Raw genomic sequence first — 21388 nt, forward strand, 5'->3', positions numbered from 1 at the left:
GGGGAGGGCCTTCAGGTCGCGACCTTTCGGGGACCGAAACTCCTCTCCCAAAGCCCTATCGTCTCAGCGCCGGAAGAACAGGTTCAGTATCAGGCTGATGACGAGGCTGATCACGATCATGGACGTGATGGGAATGAAGACGTAGCGGTTTTCATCGCCCAGCCGGATGTCGCCCGGCAGCCGCCCGAACCAGCCGAACAATCCGGGCGCGAAATGCAGCAGCGCGCCCAGGGCGGCGATGCCGAGCCCGATGACGATCAGCAGCTTAGGCGGAGACATGGCGAACCCTCCGGTCCGGAGCGAGATGCGGCCAGAGTACCAGCACCCAGGCTCCGAGGGCGAGCATCCAGCCGATGCCGGTGGGTACTCGGCGCAGCTCGCCGAGTCCTGGATCGCGCAGCGCCCGGCCCAGCGTTTCCGGTGCATCGAGCCGCAGATAGCCCAACCCGGCCGTGTTGGCGAATTCCTTGAGTTCCGTCTCGTGCAGCCAGGAGAGATACAGGCTGCCGTCGTTTCCGCGCCGGTGAGTGGTGTCGCTGGATGCGTCGAGGTAGGCCGTGGTGGTTACAGGCGCCAGGATGTCGGCTTTTTCCCAGAAGCCCAGTGGGCGGTTTTCCCGGTCGAGCCGAGGCACCGGCACCGGCTTGACGTCGCCTACGCCGACGATGAGCCCTTGGACGTCACCCGGCTTGACCTGGAGCTCCGGTCTGACCGGATCGTCCGGCGTCTGCTGGCCGTCGCTGAGGAACACCAGCCGCAAGGCCGGATCGCGCTTCTTCACCATGCGCAGCGCGGCGTTGAGCCCCTGGACGATGAAGCTGTCGGCGGCCCAGGCCATGCGCCAGTCGACGTGTTCCAGCACGTCCTCGATCACGCCGGCATGGCGGCAGACTTCCAGCGGCTCGAACAGCAGCTCCACGTTCTGGGTGGTGAACAGGCCGAGACCGGCTTCGGAGCCGCAGGGCAGGTCGGCGATGGCACGGCGGAGGGCGGCCTTGGCGAAGCCCAGCCGATCGGCGGGCAGGCCATCGAGGTGGTAGTCGCGGGCGTTCATGCTCTGGGTGATGTCGAGCACGAACAGGTAGCGGAAGACCGGCCGTTCCGCCGGAATCCGGGGATCGGCCCAGGCCAGCAGGGTGAGCAGCGCGGCCACCGCCAGCCCGGCGAAGGACCGGCCGAAGCGCGGCTTCATGGGCCGCCTCCGGGTATGCCCGGCAGGGTGGAGAACACGGAGGACTTGGTGCCCTGCCAGTTGGCCTTTTCTTTTTCCTTGGGCGGCGGAGTGATACGGAAGGCGTATTCCAGATTGAAGCGCGCGTCCTGGTCGTCCGGGTTCAGCCGCAGGGCTTCCTTCAGATTTTCCTTGGCCATCGCCACCAGGGCATTGACGCGGGCGTATTCCAGCACGCCACGGGCGTTCCACAGGCCGGCCGCCTCGCGCAGATAGATCGTGCCCATGTTGTAATGGACCCGCTGCCGGAACGCCGGGACCGGGTCGTTCCGGATCGTGTGGTAGAGCCTCAGCGCTTCCTGGTAGTCGCCCCCGAGGTCCAGCGCCTGCGCCTTGGCCAGGACCACTTCCGGCGCCGTGTCTTCGTCCAGGGAAACGTTCCGCGGATCGTCGATGGCGGCATTCTCCCGCGCCACGACGAACAGCTGGTAACCGGACCATCCGGTTATTCCCAAGCCGAGGACGAGGACGGCCGAGGCGGCGCTCTCGCGCAGTTTGACCTTCGTCACCATGCGCGCACCTCCAGGGATTTGGCGGCGATCAGGGGCACGAGCAGGATCAGGGCGCAGCCGTAGAACCATCCGGAGAGGTCCTGTCTGGGCACCTTTTCGAGGTAGCGCAGGGGCTGGTTGGCCAGCCGCCCGACGTCGGCGATGGCGTCTTCCACCGCCTGCGGATTCTCCGCTTCGTAGGCCGTGTAGGGTACCCCCAGGCTCTGGAAGTATTGGTGCAGCAGGTATTCGGACGAGGCATCCTCGCTGGACCCCGTGGGTGCCCGCCCCAGCGGCGCGCTGTTCTTGCTGCGGAGATAGATCCAATGCAGCCGCGCCTGGCTGTCCTGGAACCATTGCCGGATCATGTCCTGCGATTCCTCCTCGATGCGGGTGGCGCCGTCGGAGACCAGCAGGATGATGCGGGCGCCGGTCGCGGGCTTGCCGTTGAAGAAATCCAGCGCCATGGCGAGGCCCGGCGCGATGTTGGTGATGCCGTGGCCGCGGTCGCCGATGCTGTCGATGGCGGCCAGCACCGCCTCGCGGTCCTGGGTCAAGGGCATCACGTAGCGCGGTGCTGCGCTGAAGGCGGCCATGGCGAACAGATCGTCGCCGCGCCGCCGCACGAAGTCCGACAGCAGCCGGCGGGCGACGGCGTTCTTGGATTCGCCGGCGGTGCCGCCGAGGTAACGTCCCGAGAAGTTTTCGTTCATGCTGCTGCTGCGGTCCATGAGCAGGACGATGTGGGCCCCGGTGCCCAGCCGCTCCTCCCATTGTTCCAGCGCGTAAGGGCCGGCGATGCCCGCGGCGAGCGCCAGCAGCGCCAGCGAAGCCAGGGCACGCAGTCCGCGGTCGATGGCGGCGGAAAGCCGGTCTTCCGGGATCATGGCCGCGCAGGAGTAGTCCACTGCGGACTGGCCCGGACGCAGCCAGGGCAGCAGGGCGCCGGTGCCGAGCAGCAGCCACCAGGGGGAGGCGAATCCGAAGTTCATGAGGACTTCCGCTCCAGTTGGCGGGCCCGCCGTGCGAGCTTCAGGCAACGGGCATAAGCATCGCCATCGGCGGCTTCCGCGAAAAACACCCCGCGGGACAGGGCGAAGAATTCGTCCAGCTCATCGCGGATGCCGGCGAATTCGGGATGGCGCTCCAGGAAGGCCTCTAGGCGGTTGCCGAACACCGCCTCCCCGGCGGTTTCGTTCAGCGCCCGGTGCAGGATGAGGCAGGCGGTCCGGCCCGGCGAAGGCTGATTCGCCAGCCGCTGCAATTCGCGACAGGCGCGGCGGAACGGCAGCGGGCCGGCGAGCATCGGCAGGAGGCCGCGCAGCCACAGCAGGTAGATGCCGGCGCCACCGCCCAGACCCAGGCCGAAACCCAGCCATTGCCCGTAAGGCGAAAACGGTCGCGGTTCGGCCGGGCGCGTGGCTCGGATCACCACTTTTTCGTCGGGAATGCCGGGCGGAATCAGCGGCATGAAGCTGACCGGCAGCGCCGGCGCTTCGACGTCGGGCGAACCGCCGGCGCCTTCGAAACGCAACCGCAACGGCGGGAGCTCGGCGGTTTCCGGGCCGCGCACGCCGTGGAAGACCTGGTAGGTGACGCGGACCCGGGTCTGTTCATCGGTCGAATCGGTTTTCACCTCGCGGATCTCCGCCCATTCGTTGATCGCGCCGGGAGCGGGGAGGGAGGCAGGATCGATGTGGACGCCGGGACCGGTGGACACGACGATGTCGCGCACGATCAGATCGCCCATCGTGTGGGTGGCGGCGTGATCGTCCTGGCTCTCGAACCTGGCCGGCGCCGCCCCGTCGTTCGCTTTCATCAGCAGCGCGAAGGCCACGACGACTGCGAGCATGATGGCGAGCGGTAGGGCTAACTTGCGCATGGTGCCGCTTCAGGTCTCGTAGAAATACCGGGTCAACGCGTCGGCGTCGAAGCGGTCCTCGAGCAGGAACGGCTCGCGGGCGCCGTGGCGGGCGGCCAGCTCCCGCAGGCGGTCTCGCCGCGCCCGGAACGCGTCCCGGAATCGCCGTCTGAGCGTGGGGCGCATGAACAACCGCCGCCGCTGGCCGGTCTCGGGATCGCGCAGATGGATCAGTCCCCAGTCGGGGAGCGTATCGTATTCGGCCCGGCTCCACACGGCGACCGGCACCACGTCGTGGGGCCGCAGAGCGTCGAGCAGCGATTCCAGGAAGGCATCGTCCAGATGGAAGTCGGATACCAGCAGCACCAGCGCCCTGCCGCGGCCGAGATGGGGCACGGCGTCTTCCAGCGCCGCGGCGTTGCGGGCGCCCGGCCGGACCCTGGCGAGACCTTCGGCCGTGTCGGCCGGCAATCCGCCCTTGTGCCAGCGCAGCGGCAGGCAGAGGTCCCAGCGGATGGCCTCGCCGCAGACGATGAGGCCGAAAGGGTCGCCGCTGCGGTAGGCGGAATAAGCCGCGGCTGCGGCAAATTCCGCCAGCACCTGCGCCTTGCCCGCGAAGCCCATCGAGGCCGACAGGTCGGCGAGGACGAACACCGGAATCGCGCTGCGCTGGCGGAAGGTTTTCACCATGAGCTGTCCGAAGGGATCGTTCAGGGTGGCATGGGCGTCGATGTTGCGCGGGTCCGGGAAGGCCGAGAGGGGCACGTGGCCGGCGAATTCGTAGCCGCCGCCGGTCTGATGGCTGGCGTGGTGGCCAGGATGCGCCCCGGCGGCGCGCCAGCGGACCCGGTAGTGGAACTCCGGGATCACGGCGCCGCTACCTTCTGGCGGATGCCGTCCAGGAGTTCGTCGATCAGCGCCGTCCGCCGCAGTTCGTACACCGGATTGAAGAACACGCGGTGGGCGATGGTCTCGCGGAACACGCCGTGGATGTCCTCCGGCACGACGTATTCGCGGCCGTCCAGCCAGGCCGAGACCCGGGCGGCGCGCATCATCATGCTCACGCCGCGGGCGCTGGCTCCGGCCAGGATCAGCCGGTCCATGTCGACGCCGTCCAGTTTCACCCCGTAGTCGGCCGGGCGGCGGGTGGCTTCCCACAGGTCTAGCGCGTACTGCTGCAGGGTCTCGCTGGCCGTGACCGATTGCTGGATGACGGGCGCGATCTGCGGGATTTCGCGGTAGGGCAGGAGGCCCGGCGTCAGCGTATCGAGCAGGCGGTCGACGTCGTGGAACTTCGGGTCGAACATCAGGGCGCAGCGCAGCGCCGGGTCGGCCGGCGTCTCGATGTGCAGTTCCATCATGAAGCGGTCGCGCGCCGCCGACGGAATCTCGAAGGTTTCCTCCTTCTCCACCCGGTTGCGGTCGGCGAAGACCTGCAGGTAGGGGAAGAAATGCTCGCGGTTGAAGGCGCTCACGGCGTGTTCGGCCATGATCCGGAGCAGCAGCGAATGCACCTGCGGGCGGGCGCGGTTCACCTCGTTGAAGAAGAAGACCGAGAGCTCCTCGCCGTGCTTGAGCACGGGGCCGGGATCGACCTGCGGCTTGCCGAGTTCGTTGATGTAGGTGTGGTAGACCAGGTCGTTCGGCATCAGGTCGATGGTGCCCTCGACGCGTTCGTAGGCGCCGCCCAGGCAGCGCGCCACGGCCCTCAGCAGGGTGGTTTTGCCCACGCCGACATCGCCCTCGAGCATCACGTGGCCGCGGGCGAACACGGCGATCAGGATGTGGCGGATCGGCCGCTCCAGCCCGATCACGGCCTTGCCGACTTCGCGCTCGAAGGCCAGGGCGCGCTGGCGCCAGTCGGCGAGTTGAGATTGTTTCAGGTCAGCGGACATGGCGAATCCGGAAAGTGCAGGGTCTCAAAACGAGCGATGCCCGGCGGCGCCGGGCATCGGGGAAACGTCGGGACGACCCGGAGCGCTCAGCTCTTGCCGGCCTGTTCGGCGGCGATGAGGTCGTCGAAACGCTTCAACTGGAAGCGGGTGAATTCGATCAACTGGTAGCCGACGTCGAACACCAGCTTGTACAGGGCGGGGGCCAGATAGACCTTGTAGCCGACATAGCCCAGGGCGCCGATGCCGACCAGGGCGGCGATGACCGTGGGAAAGCCGATGCCCGCGAAGATGCGGATGATCTGGAACATGATGTCCAGCGGCAGCAGGATCAACAGTCCGGCATAGACCAGAATGGTGAAGCTGAAGAACACGAAGGTGACGAACTTGAACGCGTAAGCCAATATCAGATTGATTTTCATGTGTTTTGCCCTTCCCGGGATTTTTCTAATCGAATCTTGTATGCATATCGGTCCGGCCTCCGGGCGCGGATTGCGGGCGGAGCGGGACACAACCTCAAAATGGGTGGCATTTTAGCACAGCTTGGGGCTCAGGCTTCGCACCCCGCGGGGAAACGGCATGTAAAAAAACAGGCCCCGCAGGGCCTGTTTTTCGGAGACATCCGGTTCGGGAAATCAGATGACGCTGACCTGATCCGCCTGCGGACCTTTGGCGCCCTGGACTTCCACGAAGCTGACCCGCTGGCCTTCCTTCAGGGTCTTGAAGCCCTCGCCCTGGATGGAGCGGAAGTGGACGAACAGATCGGCGCCACTTTCGCGCTGAATGAAGCCGTATCCTTTCGTTTCATTGAACCATTTAACGGTGCCCTGCTGAACTTGACTCATCTCTCTCATCTCTCAGTGTGGATCGAACTATGCCGCTGCCGACGGCGACCGGGTGAACTGGTAGCAGGAGATCGATGGCGCCAGTAGCTTTACCGGGAAGGGTACCGCGATGAATCCGCTGCCGCGTTTCCCAATACGCAGTCCGGCGTAGCATACAGAAGCGATTTGAGGTTTTCAAACTTCGGATTTTCGCCGTCGAGTCCGATCCCGCCCCAGTAATACCGGGCGTTCGCCGCGCGCACCGTGACCGCGGCGTCGAATCCTTGCCGGACCGGAAGCTCGGCGAGCGACCAGCCTCCGGCGGGACCCAATTCCGGCGGGATCTCGAGCCAGCGCGGCGGGCCTGCGAGGCTGGACACGCAGTGCCGAAGGCCCAGCGCCATGCCGCGTCCCGAGGCTTTGCCCAATGCCTCCTTGCGCACCCAGAAGCGGAAGAAGGCGCGGGTCGCCGCTGCGCCGGCAAGGCCGTCGAGTTCCGCCTGTTCGCTCGGCGCCAGACAGCGCCGGGCCAGCGCATCGAGACGATCCAGGGGGCGCCGTGCCTCGACGTCGATCCCGACCGGCGATCGCCAGGCCAGCGCCAGCACGATCTCGTCGCCGGAGTGGCTGAGGTTGAATTGAAGGTCCGGTTCAGCGCCTTCGCCGCGCAGCGCCGGTTTGCCGTGGGGGCCGATCGCAAAGCCGAGCGATGCCGGTTCGCGGCCGAGATAATGGCCGAGCACATAGCGCAAAAGCGTACGCCCGATGACGAACTGGGCCCTCGCCGCGGCCATACCGATGCGGGCCGCGCGGAGGGCTTCTTCTTCGGAAAGCCAGTTCTGAACCAGGGAGGCCAAGCCGCTCGGTTCTCCGTGCCAGACATGGACTTGGCCGGCCTCGAGCCCCGCGAGCGAAGGTGCAGGAGCGTCGGACTCGGTAACGCTGAGCGTGGGTAAGTTTCTCGGTTCCAAAGGGATTGCAGAGAGGGGCGCCGGCATTTGGTGCGGTGAATTGTATTTCCGGCCGAAGCGGATGGCGAGCTTGTCTCCGGCCGTACAATTCCGGAGGATATCCCGCTCCAAGCTCGTCCCTGACAAGGATTCCGCTATCCCCATGGCTTCTGCAACCGCGGTGCGTCGCCGTCACGACCACATCATCCTCGCCGGACTGATCGGCGACCGCCGTGTTTTCACTGCGGTGCGCGCAACGCGGGGCTGGCGTGTGCCGTTCCTGGCCCGCGGCGAGCGCGCCAGTTTCACATGTCTCGCCAGTCCGTGTCCGTCGATCCCGGTCCCGACCTTGGCGCTCTGACCGCCGAGCGTCTGCTTCGCGGAGGGATCGGCGCGCTGGCCGGCCGCTGGCGCAACGGTGCTATTGGCGATGCCCAGTACGCCGCCGGCTACTTCCTGATCTGGCAGATCGCATTGCACGGAGCCCGGTTCACCTCGCGCAAGAGCCGGCTCGATCCCCGGCCTTCGGCCGAGGGCTGGCTCGATCTCCTGGACCGCCTGGAGGGCGATGTCCTGACCTCGGCTCTGTGCGGGCGTCTCGAGCGTTACCAGTTCCGCTGCGTGATTCCGGCCGTACCGGCGGCGCTGGTGGCCTGGCTTCAAGGCCGCTGGGCGCTGCGGCTCACGGAGCGGATCCCCTCTCCACGGGAGGTGCTCGCCATGCAAGGCAGGGGAGAGCGGCCGGTGACCCTGCTGGCCGTCTATCCGCGGATGCTCGAGCCGGTGCTGTCCAAGCCCAACGGTTTCGAATTCTTCGTGCACGACCTGGAGCACGCGTGCAAGTTCTTCCAAGACAGCTCCCGCCATGCCGGGCAGCGGGCCTTCTTCCTCGCCATGGCCGCGGCGCTCGATGCGGGCTGTTTCGAAGGGCGTCTGACCGATCCGGTGTTTTCGGCGCGATTCGACTACCTGGTCAGCGACATGAATACCCATGTCGTCCACAGCCTTCAATATTTGCGCGCTATCCTGGTCGAGAGCGAGCTGCGTCTCGAAGGCAAGGCGCCGAACCAGCGGCTGTCCGCCGGCGGCAGGGACGCGATCGCGGCCCTGCTCGCCGCGCTGGGGGCATGCTGGGGCTTCGGCCCGCGGGCGCGAAAGGCGCTGCTCGACGGCTGCCCGTCCGGCGCGGATGCCTCGGCGATCGGGCTCGCTCTGGCGGAATTCGCGAGAACCGCCGCTCCTAAAATTCAAACGGATTTTCCGTCGAAAGGTATGTAAACATGAGCCATGCGTTCTATGTCGCGGCGACCGAAGCCGACGCCGGCAAGGCACTGGTGGCGCTCGGCGCGACCGAGTTCGCCTTGAGGAAAACCACGCGGGTCGGATTTTTCCGGCCGGTGATCCCCGAGGCCGGCGTCCGCGACGAAGACATCGCCCTCGTGCTCGATCATTTCGCTCTGCCGCAGCGCTACGAGGAGTCCTATGCCCTGACTTACCGGGAAGCGCAGGCCCTGCTCAGCGAAAACCGGACCGACGAACTGCTGGAACGGATCATCGCGGCCTACAAGAAGCTCGAAGCGGGCTGCGACTTCATCGTCTGCATGGGCACGGACTATCTCGGCGAGATGGCTTCCCTCGAGTTCGAGCTCAATTGCGAGATCGCGCGCAATCTGGGCGCGCCGATCCTCATGGTCGGCAGCGCCCTGGGAAGAACGCTGGACGAGGCGGTGCATCCGTTGGCGATCGCGGTGGACGCCTGTCGCGAGCGTGGCGGGCGGGTGGCCGGGGCATTCCTGAACAAGGCCGATCCGGCAGCGCTTGAGGCTTGCCGCGAAGCGCTGGCCGGACATTTCGGCGACAGGGTCGGGCTGAAGGCGGTCCTTCCTTTCGACGCCAGGCTCGGGAATCCCACCGTGCGGGAAATCGCGGACCGGCTGGAAGCGGAAATCCTGAGCGGCGAAGACCGCCTCGACGGGCTCGTCTCCGGCTATCTGGTCGCGGCCATGCAGTTGCAGCATGCCCTCACCTGGCTGCGGGAAGGACAGTTGGTCATCACGCCGGGAGACCGGGGCGACATCATCATCGGGATGTTGCAGGCGGACCGTTCGGCCCGCTATCCGTCGCTGGCCGGCCTGCTGCTGTCGGGCGGCCAGCGACCCGAACCTTCGATTCTGAACCTGATCGAGGGCCTGCCGGATTCCCTGCCCATCATTTCAGTGTCCGCGGATACCTATACGACCGCGACCCGGGCGCTCCAGGTCAAGAGCAAACTCAGGGCCGGCGACCGCGGAAAGATCGAACGCAGCATCACCGCCTTCAACGACCATGTCGACGCGGAACGCCTGGAATCCCAGGTGCGCAACGTCCGCTTCGACGGCATCACGCCGCGGATGTTCACCTACAACCTGATGCAGCGCGCCAAGGCCGACAAACGCCATATCGTGCTGCCCGAACCCACCGACTCCAGGGTGTTGCGCGCCGCCGCCCTCCTGATCGAGCGCGAGGCCGTCCGGCTCACCTTGCTGGGCTCCAGGCAGGAGGTCGAAAAAGCGCTGAGGCGGCACGCCATTCCCCTGGACCCCGCGGTTCTGGACATCGTCGACCCGGCCACCGACGGCCGGCGCGAATCCTATGCGGAAACCTATTTCCAACTGAGGCGGCACAAGGGTATGACGCTGGATGCCGCCCGCGATTGCCTGCTCGACGTCTCCTATTTCGGCACCATGATGGTCTACCGGGGCGATGCGGACGGCATGGTTTCCGGTGCCGTTCATACCACTCAGCATACCGTCCTGCCGGCCCTGCAGATCATCAAGACGCGGCCCGGCTGCTCGATCGTGTCGTCGGTGTTCTTCATGTGCCTGGACGGCGGTGTGGTCGTGTACGGGGACTGCGCGGTCAATCCCAACCCCAATGCCGAACAATTGGCGGAGATCGCCATCAGCTCGGCCGACACCGCGAAGGCTTTCGGAATCGAGCCCAGGGTGGCGCTGCTCTCCTATTCCTCCGGGGCCTCGGGGGCAGGGGCGGACGTCGAGCGGGTCCGGGAAGCGACCCGTATCGCCCGCGAACGCCGGCCGGACCTCCTGCTGGAAGGGCCGATCCAGTACGACGCCGCCGTCGATGCCGGCGTCGCCGCCCAGAAAATGCCGGGGTCGCCGGTGGCAGGCCACGCCACGGTGTTCGTGTTTCCCGACCTCAATACCGGCAACAACACCTACAAGGCCGTGCAGCGCGAAACCGGAGCGCTGGCCATCGGCCCCATCCTGCAAGGCCTCGCCAAGCCGGTCAACGATCTCAGCCGCGGCTGCACCGTGGCCGACATCGTCAACACGGTGGTGATTACGGCGATTCAGGCGCAGGACGCCATGGCCAGCAGGTAGGAAGGCGCGACCGAAGCTCGTAATGAGGTCATTCCGGCAGGGAGTGCCGGACCAATCCGCCGGGAGCGGATTGGCACTGGCCCGAAGGGTGCCGGGCAGGACAGCCCGGCATGAACCCAGGTTCCACGGACGGACTCGCCAGAATTGGCCAGAGATCTCGCCACTCAGGATTGGCGCGTTCAATCAGGTTAATTTTCGCGCCACGAGTCCACTTCTTGATCTGTTTCTCGCGGAGAATCGCGCTCTCCATGCGTTCATGAACCTCGTACCAGACCAGTTCATGGACGCCATATCGCTTGGTAAATCCGTCGGCCAGTTCGTTTCGATGCTGATACACGCGGCGGATCAGATCGGAAGTCACGCCTACATACAGGGTGCCGTTACGTTTGCTGGCGAGGAGATAGACGCAGGGTTGTTTTGTCTGAGTCGTCTGTGCGGCCTGCCCGTGCGAACCTCCCTGTCACTGGGTTCCGGCATTCCCTGCCGGAACGACGGTCAATGCAACTGGGAGACCGAATCCGGTCTCGCCGTAGCTATCCATCCTCCCGATCCGGCGCGGAGGATTCCTTGACCTGTGCATGCAGCGCCCGCTCTGCGTCGATCTGGGGCTGCACCACGGTCTTGGAATAGCCCAGCAAGTTCAGAACTTCGGCCGCGATCACCAGACTCGACTCCAGCATTTCCGGGATGACGTAATCGGCGCCGGCCTCGATCAGTGCGGCGTGGTCTGCTTCGTTCTGGGTGCGTACGACGATCGGCAGGGTATAGCCCTGGCGGCGTATCTGGGTAATGATCCGGCGCGCTTCGCTCAGCGACTTGAAGGTCAGGATGGCGAGCCGGGCGCGCTCCATGTGGCAGCGCCGCAGCAGGTCGATTCGGGCGCAGGAGCCGTAGATCACAGGATCGCCCGCCGCGCGCCCTTCCTTGATCCGGTTGCCGTCCGGGTCCAGGGCGATGAAGGGGATGCCGTTGTTCTTGAGGAACTTGGCGATCATCTGGCCGACCCGTCCGTACCCGGCGAGGATGATGTGGTCGGACAGGTGCGGCGGAATCCGGCTCATCTCGCGGTCGCGGCCCGAGACATCTTGGCCGGCGAGCCGGCCGATCCATTGGCTGATCTCGAAGTTGTAGCGGATCAGCCAGGGTGCGAGGATCAGGCTACCGACGATGATGGCCAGCGCCAGCGAGGCGATCCGCGGCGCGAGCACGTTCAATTGCGCCCCCAGCGTGATCAGGGCCAGCCCGAATTCGCTGGCTTGTGCCAGGATGATGCCGGTCTTGCTCGCGGTCGTGGCCGACTCGCCCATCAGCCGGGCGGCGAGGGTGATGACGGCGGCTTTGGCGAAGATCAGCAGTGCGATGCCGAGCAGGACGATGCGGCCTTCCTGCACGAGCAGGCCGAAATCGATCTGCATGCCGACGCTGGCGAAGAACACGCCCATCAGAATGTCCTTGAAAGGGCGGATGTCCGCTTCCACCTGATGGCGGAATTCGCCCTCCCCGAGCATCACCCCCGTGAGGAATGCGCCCAGGGCCATGGACAGGCCGAAGGTCTGCGTCAGCCAGGCCGATAGCAGGATGATGACCAGCACCGTCAGGACGAAGATTTCCTCCGAGCGGCTCCGGGCGACCTCATGGAAGATGGGCGGCAGCAGCCACTTGCCGGCGCCTACCAGTATCACGACCAGAATGCCCCCCTTTTCCACGACATGGAGCAGTTGCTCGTGCAGAGCGTGCTCGCTGTTTCCGGCCAGCGCGGGCACCAGGATCAGGCCGAGGAGCGCGGCCAGATCCTGAAAGATCAGCACGCCCACCGCGAGCTGGGCATGGTGCCGGTTGATGAGCTTGAGCGAGCGCAGCTCGCGGATGACCAGGGCCGTCGAGGACAGCGCCATGGATCCCGCCACCACCAGCGTGGCGCCGACGGGCCAGTCCAGGCCGAAGAAAAGCACCGAGGCGAAGGCCGACAGTGTGAGCAGCATCTGCAACGAACCCAAGCCGAACACCGCGCGGGTGAGATGCAGCAACTGGCGGACCGAAAATTCGAGTCCCAGCTCGAACATGAGGAAAACCAGTCCCAGCTCGGACAAGAAATGAATGTTGTCGCCGTTGGTGACCATCCCGAAGCCGAACGGCCCCACCAGGCCGCCGGCGAACAGATAGGCCAGGATGTCGGGCAGGCGCAGGCGCTGAAACAGGAGCACGCTGGCGAGGGAAGCCAGCAACAGTACCAGGAGTTCGCTGAAAAAGCTGGGGTAGAGGTGTTCGGCCATGTTCCGGGCGTCGGGTAGGAAAACGATGGGGCGTTCTTTCCGCGCCCTGTATCCGAACTGTTGTGCCGCAGAGCCTTTTTGTCAAGCCGGTGGTGGCGGAAAGACTACGTTTATCGGCAGCGGATTACCCCGATGAAGGGCATGTCGGTGTTCGCCCGGAGTGCGGATATGGCCGCCGACGCCCTTGCGGAAAGTTCCAAATCTGCTAGTTTTCTCCAGCCGGGGCGCGACGCCGAAAAGCGTCGCAGTGCATTGACAGAAAACTCCAAATACAGTCGAGGAATGCAGCAACATGGGCCTGTTCTCCTGGTTCTCCGCCAACAAAGAGGTCGACCTGTTCGCCAAGACACTGGCGCAGGACATCGCCAAGCGCTACCCCCCATCCATGGATACCGTCCAGGAGAAAAGAATTTCCGCCAACCGGCTCACCAAGATCCTCGAAGACGCCTACGCGAAGGCCAAGCAGTTCAACCAGGAAAAAGGCCTGGGCATGTACAAGAAGGCCAAGTTCGGCAACACCTTCCGCTGGGAGCTGAAGGATCTCGGCTACAGCAAGGACTTCGTCGAAGTGGCGACGGAAGGGCTGATCGTCTACCTCAGCAGAAAGTAACACCTGGAACGCCTAAACGCATGCTTGCTCAGGTCCTCAAGCGGGCCGCAAGGGTATTGGCGGACCGCGGCAAGCGCGGAGTTGCCGGCGTTTCCAGCTCTCTGGAAGAGGCGCGCGCAATGGCGGCGTCGGGCGATGCGGAAGGCGCGGAGCGCGCTTTCGCCTCCCTCCTCCGGCAAGATCCGGAATCACCGGAGGCCCTGTACGACCTCGGGCGCTTGCAGGGCATGCGGGGCGAATTGGCGCTCGCCGGCCGGAATCTGGCGAAAGCGGTGCGGCTCAAACCCGATTTCGCGGAAGCCTGGATCGATCTCGGCAACGTCCACCAGATGTCCGGCGGCCTGGCGGAGGCGGAGTCGGCTTACCGGCAGGCGCTCGCCCTGGACGAAACCAGCGCCTTGGCCTGGTGTAACCTGGGCATCTGTCAGCAAACGCGCTCCGAACCGGCGCAGGCGTCCGCAAGCTTCCGGCGGGCGCTGGATCTGAATCCCCGTTTCGGCCTGGCGCTGCGGCACTGGGTGGGGTTGCAGGAATCGCTGGACTGGCCGGGGGATGCCCAGTGGCTCCTGGAGCGGTGGGCCGGCGCTGCCCCGGACGATGCCGAAATAAAGGCTGCCCTGGGATTCCTCCTGCTTAAGCGCCGCTTTCGCCCCGATCTGGCCATCGCACATTTCGACCGGGCGTTGGAGCTGGGGCTGAACGATGCGGAACTGCACGGCAACCGCGGCATCGCGCTTCAAGACCTCGGCCGTATCGACGAAGCTCTGGCCAGTTACGAAAAGGCATTGGCGCTGGAACCGGAAAACCGTTCGATACGCTTTCACCGCGCTCTCGCAAGGCTGCTGGTCCACGATTTCGAGAATGGGTGGGCCGACTACGAACTCCGCCTGCTCAGCGAGGATCGCCCCAAGCGTCCGTTCCCGTTTCCGCGCTGGGGCGGATCCAGCCTGAGCGGCAAGACCATTCTGGTTTATGCCGAGCAGGGCCTGGGCGATGAAATCATGTTCGCCTCCTGCCTGCCCGACGTCATCGCCCAGGCCGGGCATTGCGTGATCGAATGCCACGAGAAGCTGGCGCCGATCTTCCGGCGCTCCTTCCCGACGGCCACCGTGCATGGCGGCAGCCAGCACGACGAACCGGCCTGGCTGTCCCGGCTGCCGCCGATCGATTGCTGTGTCCCGATCGGCAGCCTGCCTCTGCATTTCCGTAGACGCTTGGAGGATTTCCCGCATCACGGTGGCTACCTCAGAGCGGACGAGGCGCGCGTGTCACACTGGCGCCGGTCGTTGGCTGAGCTCGGCCCTGGCTTGAAGGTCGGCATCGCCTGGAGGGGCGGTACCCGCCAGACCCGCCAGAGCTACCGTTCCATTCCTTTGGAAGCGCTCGCGCCGGTGCTCGAACTCGCCGGGGCGCATTTCATCAGCCTGCAATACGACGAATGCCGGCACGAGATCGCAACGCTCGAGGCGGCACAGGGTTTGGCCATCCATCATTTCCCTGCGGCCATTGCCGATTACGACGAAACGGCCGCGCTCCTCGGTGCGCTCGATCTGGTCATCAGCGTCTGCACGGCGGCGGTTCACCTGGGCGGCGCACTGGGGCGGCCGGTGTGGGTCATGGCGCCGGCCGGCCCGGAATGGCGGTATGGAATCGGCGAAGGTGCCATGCCTTGGTATCCAACCTGCCGCGTCTTCAGGCAGGCGGTGCCGTTTGCTTGGGAGGAAGTCATTCTTCGCGTGAAAAATGAATTGAGCGCGTATCTCGATGAAAATTAGCTGGATCACCTTCGCCAGCCTCCGGATGGAAAATGGCGAAATCGCATCGGACATGGCAAGCGCGCGCTATCGCATGCTCTTGCCGGGCAGGTATCTTCAGGGCCAGAGACATGCGGTGGAATTTCACAGCGTCGGCCTGGACATGACCTGGGATTCCTATCCCCGTGATTCGCTGGATGCCGACGTCGTCATTTTCTCCAAGAGCTTCAACAGGGCAAACGAAGACGCGGCATCTTTCGCCGGAGCGAACGGTGCGAAAGTCATATTCGACGTCAGCGACAACCATTTCATCAATCCCGAACTGTGTGCCCATTATCGGGCAATGGCGGCCCTGGCGGACCGGGTGACCGTACCGACTGAGGCGATGGGCGAAGCGGCTTTGAAGTACACCGGTATCGTCGCTGCCGTCATCCCCGATCCGGTCGAAGGGCGGGGAAGGCCGCCTTCCGCCATGAGGACCGCCGGGCGGCGGCACTTCGGCTTGCTTCTCCGCCCTATGGAGGCGATACGCCTGCTGTGGTTCGGGCATCCGTCCAATCTGCCCGCTCTGCTGGCGGTGATTCCCTCTCTCATGGTGTTGACGAAGGAATATCCGGTAGCGTTGGAGATCGTCACTTCCAGAAATCCCTTGTTGGAAGGTCTGCTGTCGAAGCATGGGACGGAGGCCAGCAATAACTTTCGTCTCACGTTCTCCGAGTGGTCCCCCCAGGCAATGGAAAATGCCCTGGAACGCTGCGACCTGGTGATCATCCCCGGCGATTCCGCGGGCGGCAGAGAGTCCGTCAAGAGTCACAACAGGCTGACCGAAGCGCTTTGGGCCGGGAAATACGTCGTCGCCCATCCTCTGCCGGCCTACCAGGATTTCATCGATTGGGCCTGGATCAGCGAAGATCTGGTGACGGGTATCAAGTGGGCATTGACGCATCCGGACATGGTGTCGAGCCAGGTGGCACAGGCCCAGGCGTTCATAAAAGATAATTTGTCCGCCGAGAACATTGGGGCGCGCTGGCTGGAGGTCATCTCCGAAACTGGCCACGGCACCGTTCGCAAAGAGGCGCCGATTGTCGCCGGGACGGTCGCCGATTCGCTTCGCTTGAACCTCGGCTGCGGGGACAAAATACTTCCGGGGTATTTGAACGTCGACGTCGCCCCCAGCCGTGCTGGAAAGGTACCGGAGATTATTTGCGATCTCCATGTCTTGCCGTTCGACGGCGACTCGGCGGACGAAATCCTTTCCGTTCACGTCATCGAGCATTTCTGGCGATGGGAGGTGCAGGATGTGCTGCGGGAGTGGGTCAGGGTTCTGAAACCCGGCGGGAGGATGATTCTGGAGTGTCCGAATCTGATCGCGGCATGCCAGGAAATCCTCAGGAATCCTGTCAGCGCCAAAGAGGAAGGGATGGAGTGTCAGCGGTCGATGTGGGTGCTTTACGGCGACCCTTCCTGGCGTGATCCGCTGATGGTCCACCGCTGGGGTTACACGCCCGAGAGTCTCGCGGAAATCATGCGGCAATCCGGGCTGATCAACGTGCGTCAGGAGCCCGCCCAATTCAAATTGAGAGAGCCCAGGGATATGAGGATAGTTGGCATGAAGCCACACCGTTCTTGATATCGGCTGCCGGATGTCAATAAAGTGTTGTCCAAATATACAAAATGCTCCTCTGCATAATGCAGTTAACTTAGGCCGTCATACCGGCAGGGACTGCCGGTATCCAGGCCACAAGGACGTGTACGGCTGTCGCCATCCCTGGCTTCTGGGTTCCGGCATTCCCTGCCGGAACGACGAGTTCTTCTTAACTTAACGGTATTATCCTTTTGGGAGAGGGTTGGGGTGAGGGAAGCTGATATATGGCATTGGTTTCTTAACTCTTAGTAAGTCGTTCGCTGAGCGGAGTCGAAGCGAAAATACCGGCTTCGGCCCTTGTGGTAAAGAAAAACAGAATCCTCAAAAAGCACATGCAAGAAGTCTCCCCCATTCGAATATTCATCGGCTACGATCCGCGCGAAGCCTTGGCCTTCAGCGTGCTGACCCACAGCATTCACGTCAGAGCTTCACAGCCGGTATCCATCACACCCTTGATGCTGACCCAGCTTGGCCAAGTGTACAGGCGGGAACGCAACCCGCTGCAGTCGACGGATTTTTCGTTCAGCCGGTTCCTGGTGCCGTATCTGGCGGGATTTTCCGGCTGGTCCGTTTTCATGGACTGCGACATGCTCGTCCTCGAGGACATCGTAGAGCTTTGGGCATTGCGGGACGAGCGTTACGCCGTACAGGTGGTCAAGCATAACCACGTCCCCGAGGAGGAGATCAAGTTTCTGGACGCGGCACAGACCCGATACGAGAAAAAGAACTGGTCCAGCGTCATGCTTTTCAATAACGCGAAATGCAAAGCCTTGACACCGGATTATGTCAATACCGCTTCAGGGCTCGAACTGCACCAGTTCAAATGGCTCGATGACGAAGCCTTGATAGGGGAGATACCTCATCGCTGGAACCACTTGGTGGGATATGATTCCCCGTCCCGCGACGTGTCGCTCGTGCACTATACCATAGGCGGACCCTATTTCGAGGAATACCATGACTGCGAATATTCCGAAGAGTGGCGCGCCGAACTCGCCGGCATGTTGCGGGTCGACCAGAGACAGGGCCGCTGAAGGCGGCTCTCGGTTCAGCACGGGATTCGACTATGCTGCTGCGGTTACTCAAGGATATCTGCCTCCCGGAAGGGGCGGGGAGTTCGCGTAAAGCGGAAACCGGCGCACTTCCCCTATCCGGGGTGCGCCCTTCCCGTACCAATGGAGGGGAATCGATCGAGTCCGACGACACGGCGATAGATCGGCTTTATCAGCAAGTCGAGAAAGCTTTGGCGGAGGGCGATCTCGCCCTCGCGGAAGCTTGCTGCCAAAAAGCCCTGGACCTGCGGCCCGGGGCGGCCCTTGCCAGCTTCCATCTTGCCAGGGTCAGGCTTGCTCAAAGGCGTCTCCCGGAAGCCTCGGAATGTCTGAACCGGGCCGAAAGCGTCCCGGGACTCGACGCGAAAACCCGCAACCGCATCGGGATCGTCTGGCTGGACCTGGATGACTGCGCAAGGGCGGAGACCTGCTTCCGTTCGATACTGGCCAAGGACGACACGCACGCCTATGCCTGGTGCAATCTGGGAATCGCCCTGCAGCGGAAAGGGGACCTCGAAGAAGCCCTGGCATGTTTCCGGCGGGCATTGAAACTGAAGCCGGATTTCGTCGAGGCCATGCACAATTACGGGCTCTTGCTGAGAGATTTGGGAAGACCGGCCGAAGCATTGGCAATGCTTGAACATGCCGTATTGCTGAAACCCGAATTCGCACTGGCCCACGCCAATATCGGTGTTGTGCATCAAGACCTCGGTGATATCGACCAAGCGTTTGCCGCTTTCGATCGGGCATTGGAACTGGAGCCCGAATCCGGTGATATTCATCTGACGAAAGCTCATTTATTGCTTTCGGCCGGACGTTTCCGCGAAGGCTGGGAGGAACAGGAATACCGGCGTCTGGCGCCGGAATTTCCACGCGGCCGGTTCCCATTCCCCGAATGGAAAGGAGAGGACCTTACCGGAAAAAACCTGCTGGTTTATGCCGAGCAGGGAATCGGTGACGAAATCATGCTGGCTGGCTGCTTCCCCGATCTGTTCGCAAAAGGGGGCCGTTGCGTGATCGAATGCGACCCCCGGCTCGAAACCCTGTATCGGCGTTCTTTTCCACAGGCCGAATTTGCCGGGAAAAGGTTCAAGAAGCCGGATACCTGGCTGGAGGCATTCCGCCCCATCGATCTGCAAATACCGGTCGGCAGCCTTCCCCGTTTTTTTCGCAACGAGGAGGTGGATTTCCCTCGCCATTCGGGGTACCTGGAAGCCGATCCGCGGCGTGTTGGACGCTGGAAAGAACGGCTCGCCGCGCTCGGGCCGGGGCTGAAAATCGGGCTGTCCTGGCGAGGGGGGACCAGCAGGACGAACGCTTATCTGCGTTCCATCCCTTTGGAAACCTGGTTGCCGGTGCTCAGCCGGCCGAATACGCATTTCGTAAACCTTCAATATACCGATTGCCGGGCCGAGCTGGATTCGTTCCATTCACGGCATGGTATCCGGATTCATTCCTGGCGCGAGATCGAAAGCGACTACGAGGAAACGGCGGCCTTGGTCGCCAGCCTGGACCTGGTCATAAGTGTCTGCACGGCCGTCGTGCATCTGGCGGGTGCGCTGGGGGTGCCGGTCTGGGTCCTGGTGCCGAGTTCGCCGGGCTGGCGGTACCTGCGCGAAGGGGCAAGCCTCCCTTGGTACCCCGCGGCCCGTCTGTTCCGGCAGGCTGAACCTCTGCATTGGGAGCCTGTCATCGTGGAGATCGGTACGGAGCTCGAGAGTTTGACGAATGCATTCTCACTCAGGAATTTCGATGACGTAGCGGTAGCCCGATGATGGTAACGGTATCGGATGAGGTACAGAGCAAAGCGCGCGTCTGTTGTCAGCGGGGGCTGGCGGAGCTGGCGGCGAACAATCTCGATTCCGCGCTGACATGGCTGGAGCAGGCCATCGACCACGATCCAGAATGTGCCAATGCGTATGCTGCGCTGGGTGAAATCTATCAGCAGAAGAACGAGCTGGCCGAGGCGGATTACTGTTTAAGGATGGCCTTGCGCTGCCGTCCCGATTCATCCGAAATTCTGCATAAGCTGGCCAGGAATTGCATTGCCCTTGGGAACAGGCCGGAAGCGCTTGCCATCCTGAAGGAGGCCAAGGGCCGCCATTTGGATTCAGGTGCATTCTTATCGCAGCTTGCGTTGATCTACGACGATTTGGACGAAATCGATCTGACGATCCGCACCTGGGAAGAGGTGATCGCATTGAACCCTCGGGATGCGTCGGCCCATAACAATCTGGGGCTGCAGTGGCACTACGGAAAAGGCGACGTCGACAAGGCAATCGCGTGTTTCAGGCGGGCACTGGACTTGAAACCCGATCTGACGGAGGCCCGCTTCAACCTGTGCCAGGCCCGAGCGGACGCGGGCGAGGTGGAGCAAGCCCTCGCCGGATTCGAACCGTTGCTGGCAGAACCGTTCCGCGAAGAAGTGATGTTTCACCGCTCCATCGTGCTGCTTAAAAACCGGCGCTTCGAGGAAGGATGGCGGGACTATCACCTCCGCTGGCGTTATCGCGGCACGCAGAACCGCCATTTCCCGTTTCCGAACTGGGACGGCCAGCCCTGTCCCGGAAAAACCTTGCTGATTTACGGTGAACAGGGCTTGGGGGATGAAATCATGTTTTCATCCTGCATCAAGGATGTTCTGGAGAAATCGGGGGCGAGGGTGGTTCTGGAATGTAACCTCCGCCTCGAATGCCTGTTTCGGCGTTCGTTTCCGGGCGTTACGGTAATCGGCGCGGCTAGAGCACAATCCGGTCTCGAGCGTCTGGCGGATGTGGCGCCCATCGACTTTCAAGTGGCGATAGGTGATCTGCCCAGCATCTTTCGCACCGAAGAGGCCGCCTTTCCCGACCATCGGGGTTACCTCAAGGCCGATCCGGAACGCGTGGCATTTTGGAGAAACCGGCTGGCGGCGTTGGGCGACGGTCCAAAGATCGGCATCTCCTGGCGCGGGGGACAGGGCAAGACCCGGCGGGAGGCGCGTTCGATTCCGCTCCAAGAATGGCTGCCGATTCTTGCCACCGACGGCATGCATTTCGTGAGTCTGCAATACACCGACTGCCGAACCGAGCTGGAAGCGCTGTCGGATAACTACGGCCTTAAGGTTCTCCACTGGCAGGAAGCGATCGATGACTATGACGAAACCGCCGCCTTGGTGATGGCGTTGGACAGAGTTGTCACGGTGTGCACTTCCATCGTCCATCTGACCGGAGCCTTGGGCCGTCCGGGCTGGGTATTGGTTCCACGTGTGCCGGAATGGCGGTATCTCGCTTCGGGACAGACCATGCCCTGGTATCCTTCGGTGCGGCTGATCCGCCAACCGCGCTCGGGGGATTGGACACCCGTGCTGCATGGCGTTGCGCGGCAATTGAGCGCCGGGAAGCCATAGGTGCGCATTCCGGCGAACGTGACCGTTGATTCCGGTG

The 21388-nt window shown here is 63.5% G+C and carries 19 protein-coding genes and 1 pseudogene; 8 read left to right on the plus strand and 12 right to left on the minus strand.

What is annotated here, in order from left to right:
- Nucleotides 1–63: 63 nt before the first annotated feature.
- The 10 genes from ABZN20_RS02370 to ABZN20_RS02415 form a co-directional block, all read right to left on the minus strand.
- Nucleotides 64–279, minus strand: coding sequence for a DUF2905 domain-containing protein (locus tag ABZN20_RS02370; RefSeq protein WP_218806528.1), 216 nt, complete (start codon nt 277–279; stop codon nt 64–66).
- Complete coding sequence (locus ABZN20_RS02375) at nt 266–1192, minus strand: vWA domain-containing protein (RefSeq protein ID WP_218806529.1); 927 nt, start codon at nt 1190–1192, stop codon at nt 266–268. Before ABZN20_RS02375 ends, ABZN20_RS02370 begins: the two co-directional genes overlap by 14 nt.
- Nucleotides 1189–1743 carry an MxaK protein gene (locus tag ABZN20_RS02380; RefSeq protein WP_218806530.1) on the minus strand — a complete coding sequence of 185 codons (555 nt, stop codon included), beginning with the start codon at nt 1741–1743 and terminating at the stop codon, nt 1189–1191. The genes ABZN20_RS02375 and ABZN20_RS02380 overlap by 4 nt, the downstream gene beginning before the upstream one ends.
- Nucleotides 1737–2714: a vWA domain-containing protein gene (locus tag ABZN20_RS02385; RefSeq protein WP_218806531.1), complete on the minus strand. Its 978-nt coding sequence runs from the start codon at nt 2712–2714 to the stop codon at nt 1737–1739. Before ABZN20_RS02385 ends, ABZN20_RS02380 begins: the two co-directional genes overlap by 7 nt.
- A complete protein-coding gene (locus ABZN20_RS02390; protein WP_218806532.1) occupies nt 2711–3604 on the minus strand; it encodes a hypothetical protein in 894 nt (297 codons plus the stop codon). The genes ABZN20_RS02385 and ABZN20_RS02390 overlap by 4 nt, the downstream gene beginning before the upstream one ends.
- Before the next feature lie 9 nt (nt 3605–3613).
- Nucleotides 3614–4453: a DUF58 domain-containing protein gene (locus ABZN20_RS02395; RefSeq protein ID WP_218806533.1), complete on the minus strand. Its 840-nt coding sequence runs from the start codon at nt 4451–4453 to the stop codon at nt 3614–3616.
- Nucleotides 4450–5478: an AAA family ATPase gene (locus ABZN20_RS02400; RefSeq protein WP_218806534.1), complete on the minus strand. Its 1029-nt coding sequence runs from the start codon at nt 5476–5478 to the stop codon at nt 4450–4452. The genes ABZN20_RS02395 and ABZN20_RS02400 overlap by 4 nt, the downstream gene beginning before the upstream one ends.
- Nucleotides 5479–5564: 86 nt before the next feature.
- The gene (locus ABZN20_RS02405) at nt 5565–5897 is read right to left on the minus strand and encodes a hypothetical protein (protein WP_218806535.1); all 333 of its coding nucleotides are present in this window, start codon (nt 5895–5897) and stop codon (nt 5565–5567) included.
- A gap of 213 nt (nt 5898–6110) precedes the next feature.
- A complete protein-coding gene (locus ABZN20_RS02410) occupies nt 6111–6320 on the minus strand; it encodes a cold-shock protein (protein WP_218806536.1) in 210 nt (69 codons plus the stop codon).
- An 89-nt stretch (nt 6321–6409) separates the two neighbouring features.
- Entirely contained in the window at nt 6410–7156 is a 747-nt protein-coding gene (locus ABZN20_RS02415) for a 4'-phosphopantetheinyl transferase family protein (protein ID WP_255556388.1), read from the minus strand.
- A 402-nt stretch (nt 7157–7558) separates the two neighbouring features.
- On the opposite strand from ABZN20_RS02415, the gene ABZN20_RS02420 reads away from it, so the two are divergent.
- Together ABZN20_RS02420 and pta are read left to right on the plus strand one after the other, a co-directional pair.
- Complete coding sequence (locus ABZN20_RS02420; RefSeq protein WP_367026637.1) at nt 7559–8527, plus strand: hypothetical protein; 969 nt, start codon at nt 7559–7561, stop codon at nt 8525–8527.
- 2 nt (nt 8528–8529) lie between these two features.
- Entirely contained in the window at nt 8530–10632 is a 2103-nt protein-coding gene (gene pta / locus ABZN20_RS02425; protein WP_367026638.1) for a phosphate acetyltransferase, read from the plus strand.
- A gap of 28 nt (nt 10633–10660) precedes the next feature.
- On the opposite strand, the pseudogene ABZN20_RS02430 reads toward pta, so the two are convergent.
- Together ABZN20_RS02430 and ABZN20_RS02435 are read right to left on the minus strand one after the other, a co-directional pair.
- Nucleotides 10661–11032 (minus strand): annotated as a pseudogene (locus tag ABZN20_RS02430) (GIY-YIG nuclease family protein); the annotation flags it as partial.
- 133 nt (nt 11033–11165) lie between these two features.
- Complete coding sequence (locus tag ABZN20_RS02435; RefSeq protein ID WP_218806540.1) at nt 11166–12905, minus strand: cation:proton antiporter; 1740 nt, start codon at nt 12903–12905, stop codon at nt 11166–11168.
- A gap of 292 nt (nt 12906–13197) precedes the next feature.
- Between ABZN20_RS02435 and ABZN20_RS02440 the strand changes: the two genes are divergently transcribed.
- The 6 genes from ABZN20_RS02440 (at nt 13198) to ABZN20_RS02465 (ending at nt 21351) form a co-directional block, all read left to right on the plus strand.
- Nucleotides 13198–13515 (plus strand): hypothetical protein, encoded by a 318-nt coding sequence (locus ABZN20_RS02440; protein ID WP_218806541.1) that lies wholly within the window; start codon nt 13198–13200, stop codon nt 13513–13515.
- 20 nt (nt 13516–13535) lie between these two features.
- Entirely contained in the window at nt 13536–15290 is a 1755-nt protein-coding gene (locus ABZN20_RS02445; protein ID WP_367026640.1) for a tetratricopeptide repeat protein, read from the plus strand.
- A complete protein-coding gene (locus tag ABZN20_RS02450) occupies nt 15280–16899 on the plus strand; it encodes a methyltransferase domain-containing protein (RefSeq protein ID WP_367026641.1) in 1620 nt (539 codons plus the stop codon). Before ABZN20_RS02445 ends, ABZN20_RS02450 begins: the two co-directional genes overlap by 11 nt.
- A gap of 347 nt (nt 16900–17246) precedes the next feature.
- Nucleotides 17247–17945: a glycosyltransferase gene (locus ABZN20_RS02455; RefSeq protein WP_367026642.1), complete on the plus strand. Its 699-nt coding sequence runs from the start codon at nt 17247–17249 to the stop codon at nt 17943–17945.
- A 32-nt stretch (nt 17946–17977) separates the two neighbouring features.
- The gene (locus ABZN20_RS02460; RefSeq protein WP_367026643.1) at nt 17978–19738 is read left to right on the plus strand and encodes a tetratricopeptide repeat protein; all 1761 of its coding nucleotides are present in this window, start codon (nt 17978–17980) and stop codon (nt 19736–19738) included.
- The gene (locus ABZN20_RS02465; RefSeq protein ID WP_367026644.1) at nt 19735–21351 is read left to right on the plus strand and encodes a tetratricopeptide repeat protein; all 1617 of its coding nucleotides are present in this window, start codon (nt 19735–19737) and stop codon (nt 21349–21351) included. Before ABZN20_RS02460 ends, ABZN20_RS02465 begins: the two co-directional genes overlap by 4 nt.
- Nucleotides 21352–21388 lie beyond the last annotated feature (37 nt).

Source organism: Methylococcus sp. ANG (assembly GCF_040730495.1).
Lineage (GTDB): Bacteria > Pseudomonadota > Gammaproteobacteria > Methylococcales > Methylococcaceae > Methylococcus.

What these genes read in the sequence shown, in the direction of transcription:
- ABZN20_RS02370 (WP_218806528.1), bottom strand. Translation starts at nt 279, where the DNA reads ATGTCTCCGCCTAAGCTGCTGATCGTCATCGGGCTCGGCATCGCCGCC.
- ABZN20_RS02375 (WP_218806529.1), bottom strand. Translation starts at nt 1,192, where the DNA reads ATGAAGCCGCGCTTCGGCCGGTCCTTCGCCGGGCTGGCGGTGGCCGCG.
- ABZN20_RS02380 (WP_218806530.1), bottom strand. Translation starts at nt 1,743, where the DNA reads ATGGTGACGAAGGTCAAACTGCGCGAGAGCGCCGCCTCGGCCGTCCTC.
- ABZN20_RS02385 (WP_218806531.1), bottom strand. Translation starts at nt 2,714, where the DNA reads ATGAACTTCGGATTCGCCTCCCCCTGGTGGCTGCTGCTCGGCACCGGC.
- ABZN20_RS02390 (WP_218806532.1), bottom strand. Translation starts at nt 3,604, where the DNA reads ATGCGCAAGTTAGCCCTACCGCTCGCCATCATGCTCGCAGTCGTCGTG.
- ABZN20_RS02400 (WP_218806534.1), bottom strand. Translation starts at nt 5,478, where the DNA reads ATGTCCGCTGACCTGAAACAATCTCAACTCGCCGACTGGCGCCAGCGC.
- ABZN20_RS02405 (WP_218806535.1), bottom strand. Translation starts at nt 5,897, where the DNA reads ATGAAAATCAATCTGATATTGGCTTACGCGTTCAAGTTCGTCACCTTC.
- ABZN20_RS02410 (WP_218806536.1), bottom strand. Translation starts at nt 6,320, where the DNA reads ATGAGTCAAGTTCAGCAGGGCACCGTTAAATGGTTCAATGAAACGAAA.
- ABZN20_RS02420 (WP_367026637.1), top strand. Translation starts at nt 7,559, where the DNA reads ATGTCTCGCCAGTCCGTGTCCGTCGATCCCGGTCCCGACCTTGGCGCT.
- pta (WP_367026638.1), top strand. Translation starts at nt 8,530, where the DNA reads ATGAGCCATGCGTTCTATGTCGCGGCGACCGAAGCCGACGCCGGCAAG.
- ABZN20_RS02435 (WP_218806540.1), bottom strand. Translation starts at nt 12,905, where the DNA reads ATGGCCGAACACCTCTACCCCAGCTTTTTCAGCGAACTCCTGGTACTG.
- ABZN20_RS02440 (WP_218806541.1), top strand. Translation starts at nt 13,198, where the DNA reads ATGGGCCTGTTCTCCTGGTTCTCCGCCAACAAAGAGGTCGACCTGTTC.
- ABZN20_RS02445 (WP_367026640.1), top strand. Translation starts at nt 13,536, where the DNA reads ATGCTTGCTCAGGTCCTCAAGCGGGCCGCAAGGGTATTGGCGGACCGC.
- ABZN20_RS02450 (WP_367026641.1), top strand. Translation starts at nt 15,280, where the DNA reads ATGAAAATTAGCTGGATCACCTTCGCCAGCCTCCGGATGGAAAATGGC.
- ABZN20_RS02455 (WP_367026642.1), top strand. Translation starts at nt 17,247, where the DNA reads ATGCAAGAAGTCTCCCCCATTCGAATATTCATCGGCTACGATCCGCGC.
- ABZN20_RS02460 (WP_367026643.1), top strand. Translation starts at nt 17,978, where the DNA reads ATGCTGCTGCGGTTACTCAAGGATATCTGCCTCCCGGAAGGGGCGGGG.
- ABZN20_RS02465 (WP_367026644.1), top strand. Translation starts at nt 19,735, where the DNA reads ATGATGGTAACGGTATCGGATGAGGTACAGAGCAAAGCGCGCGTCTGT.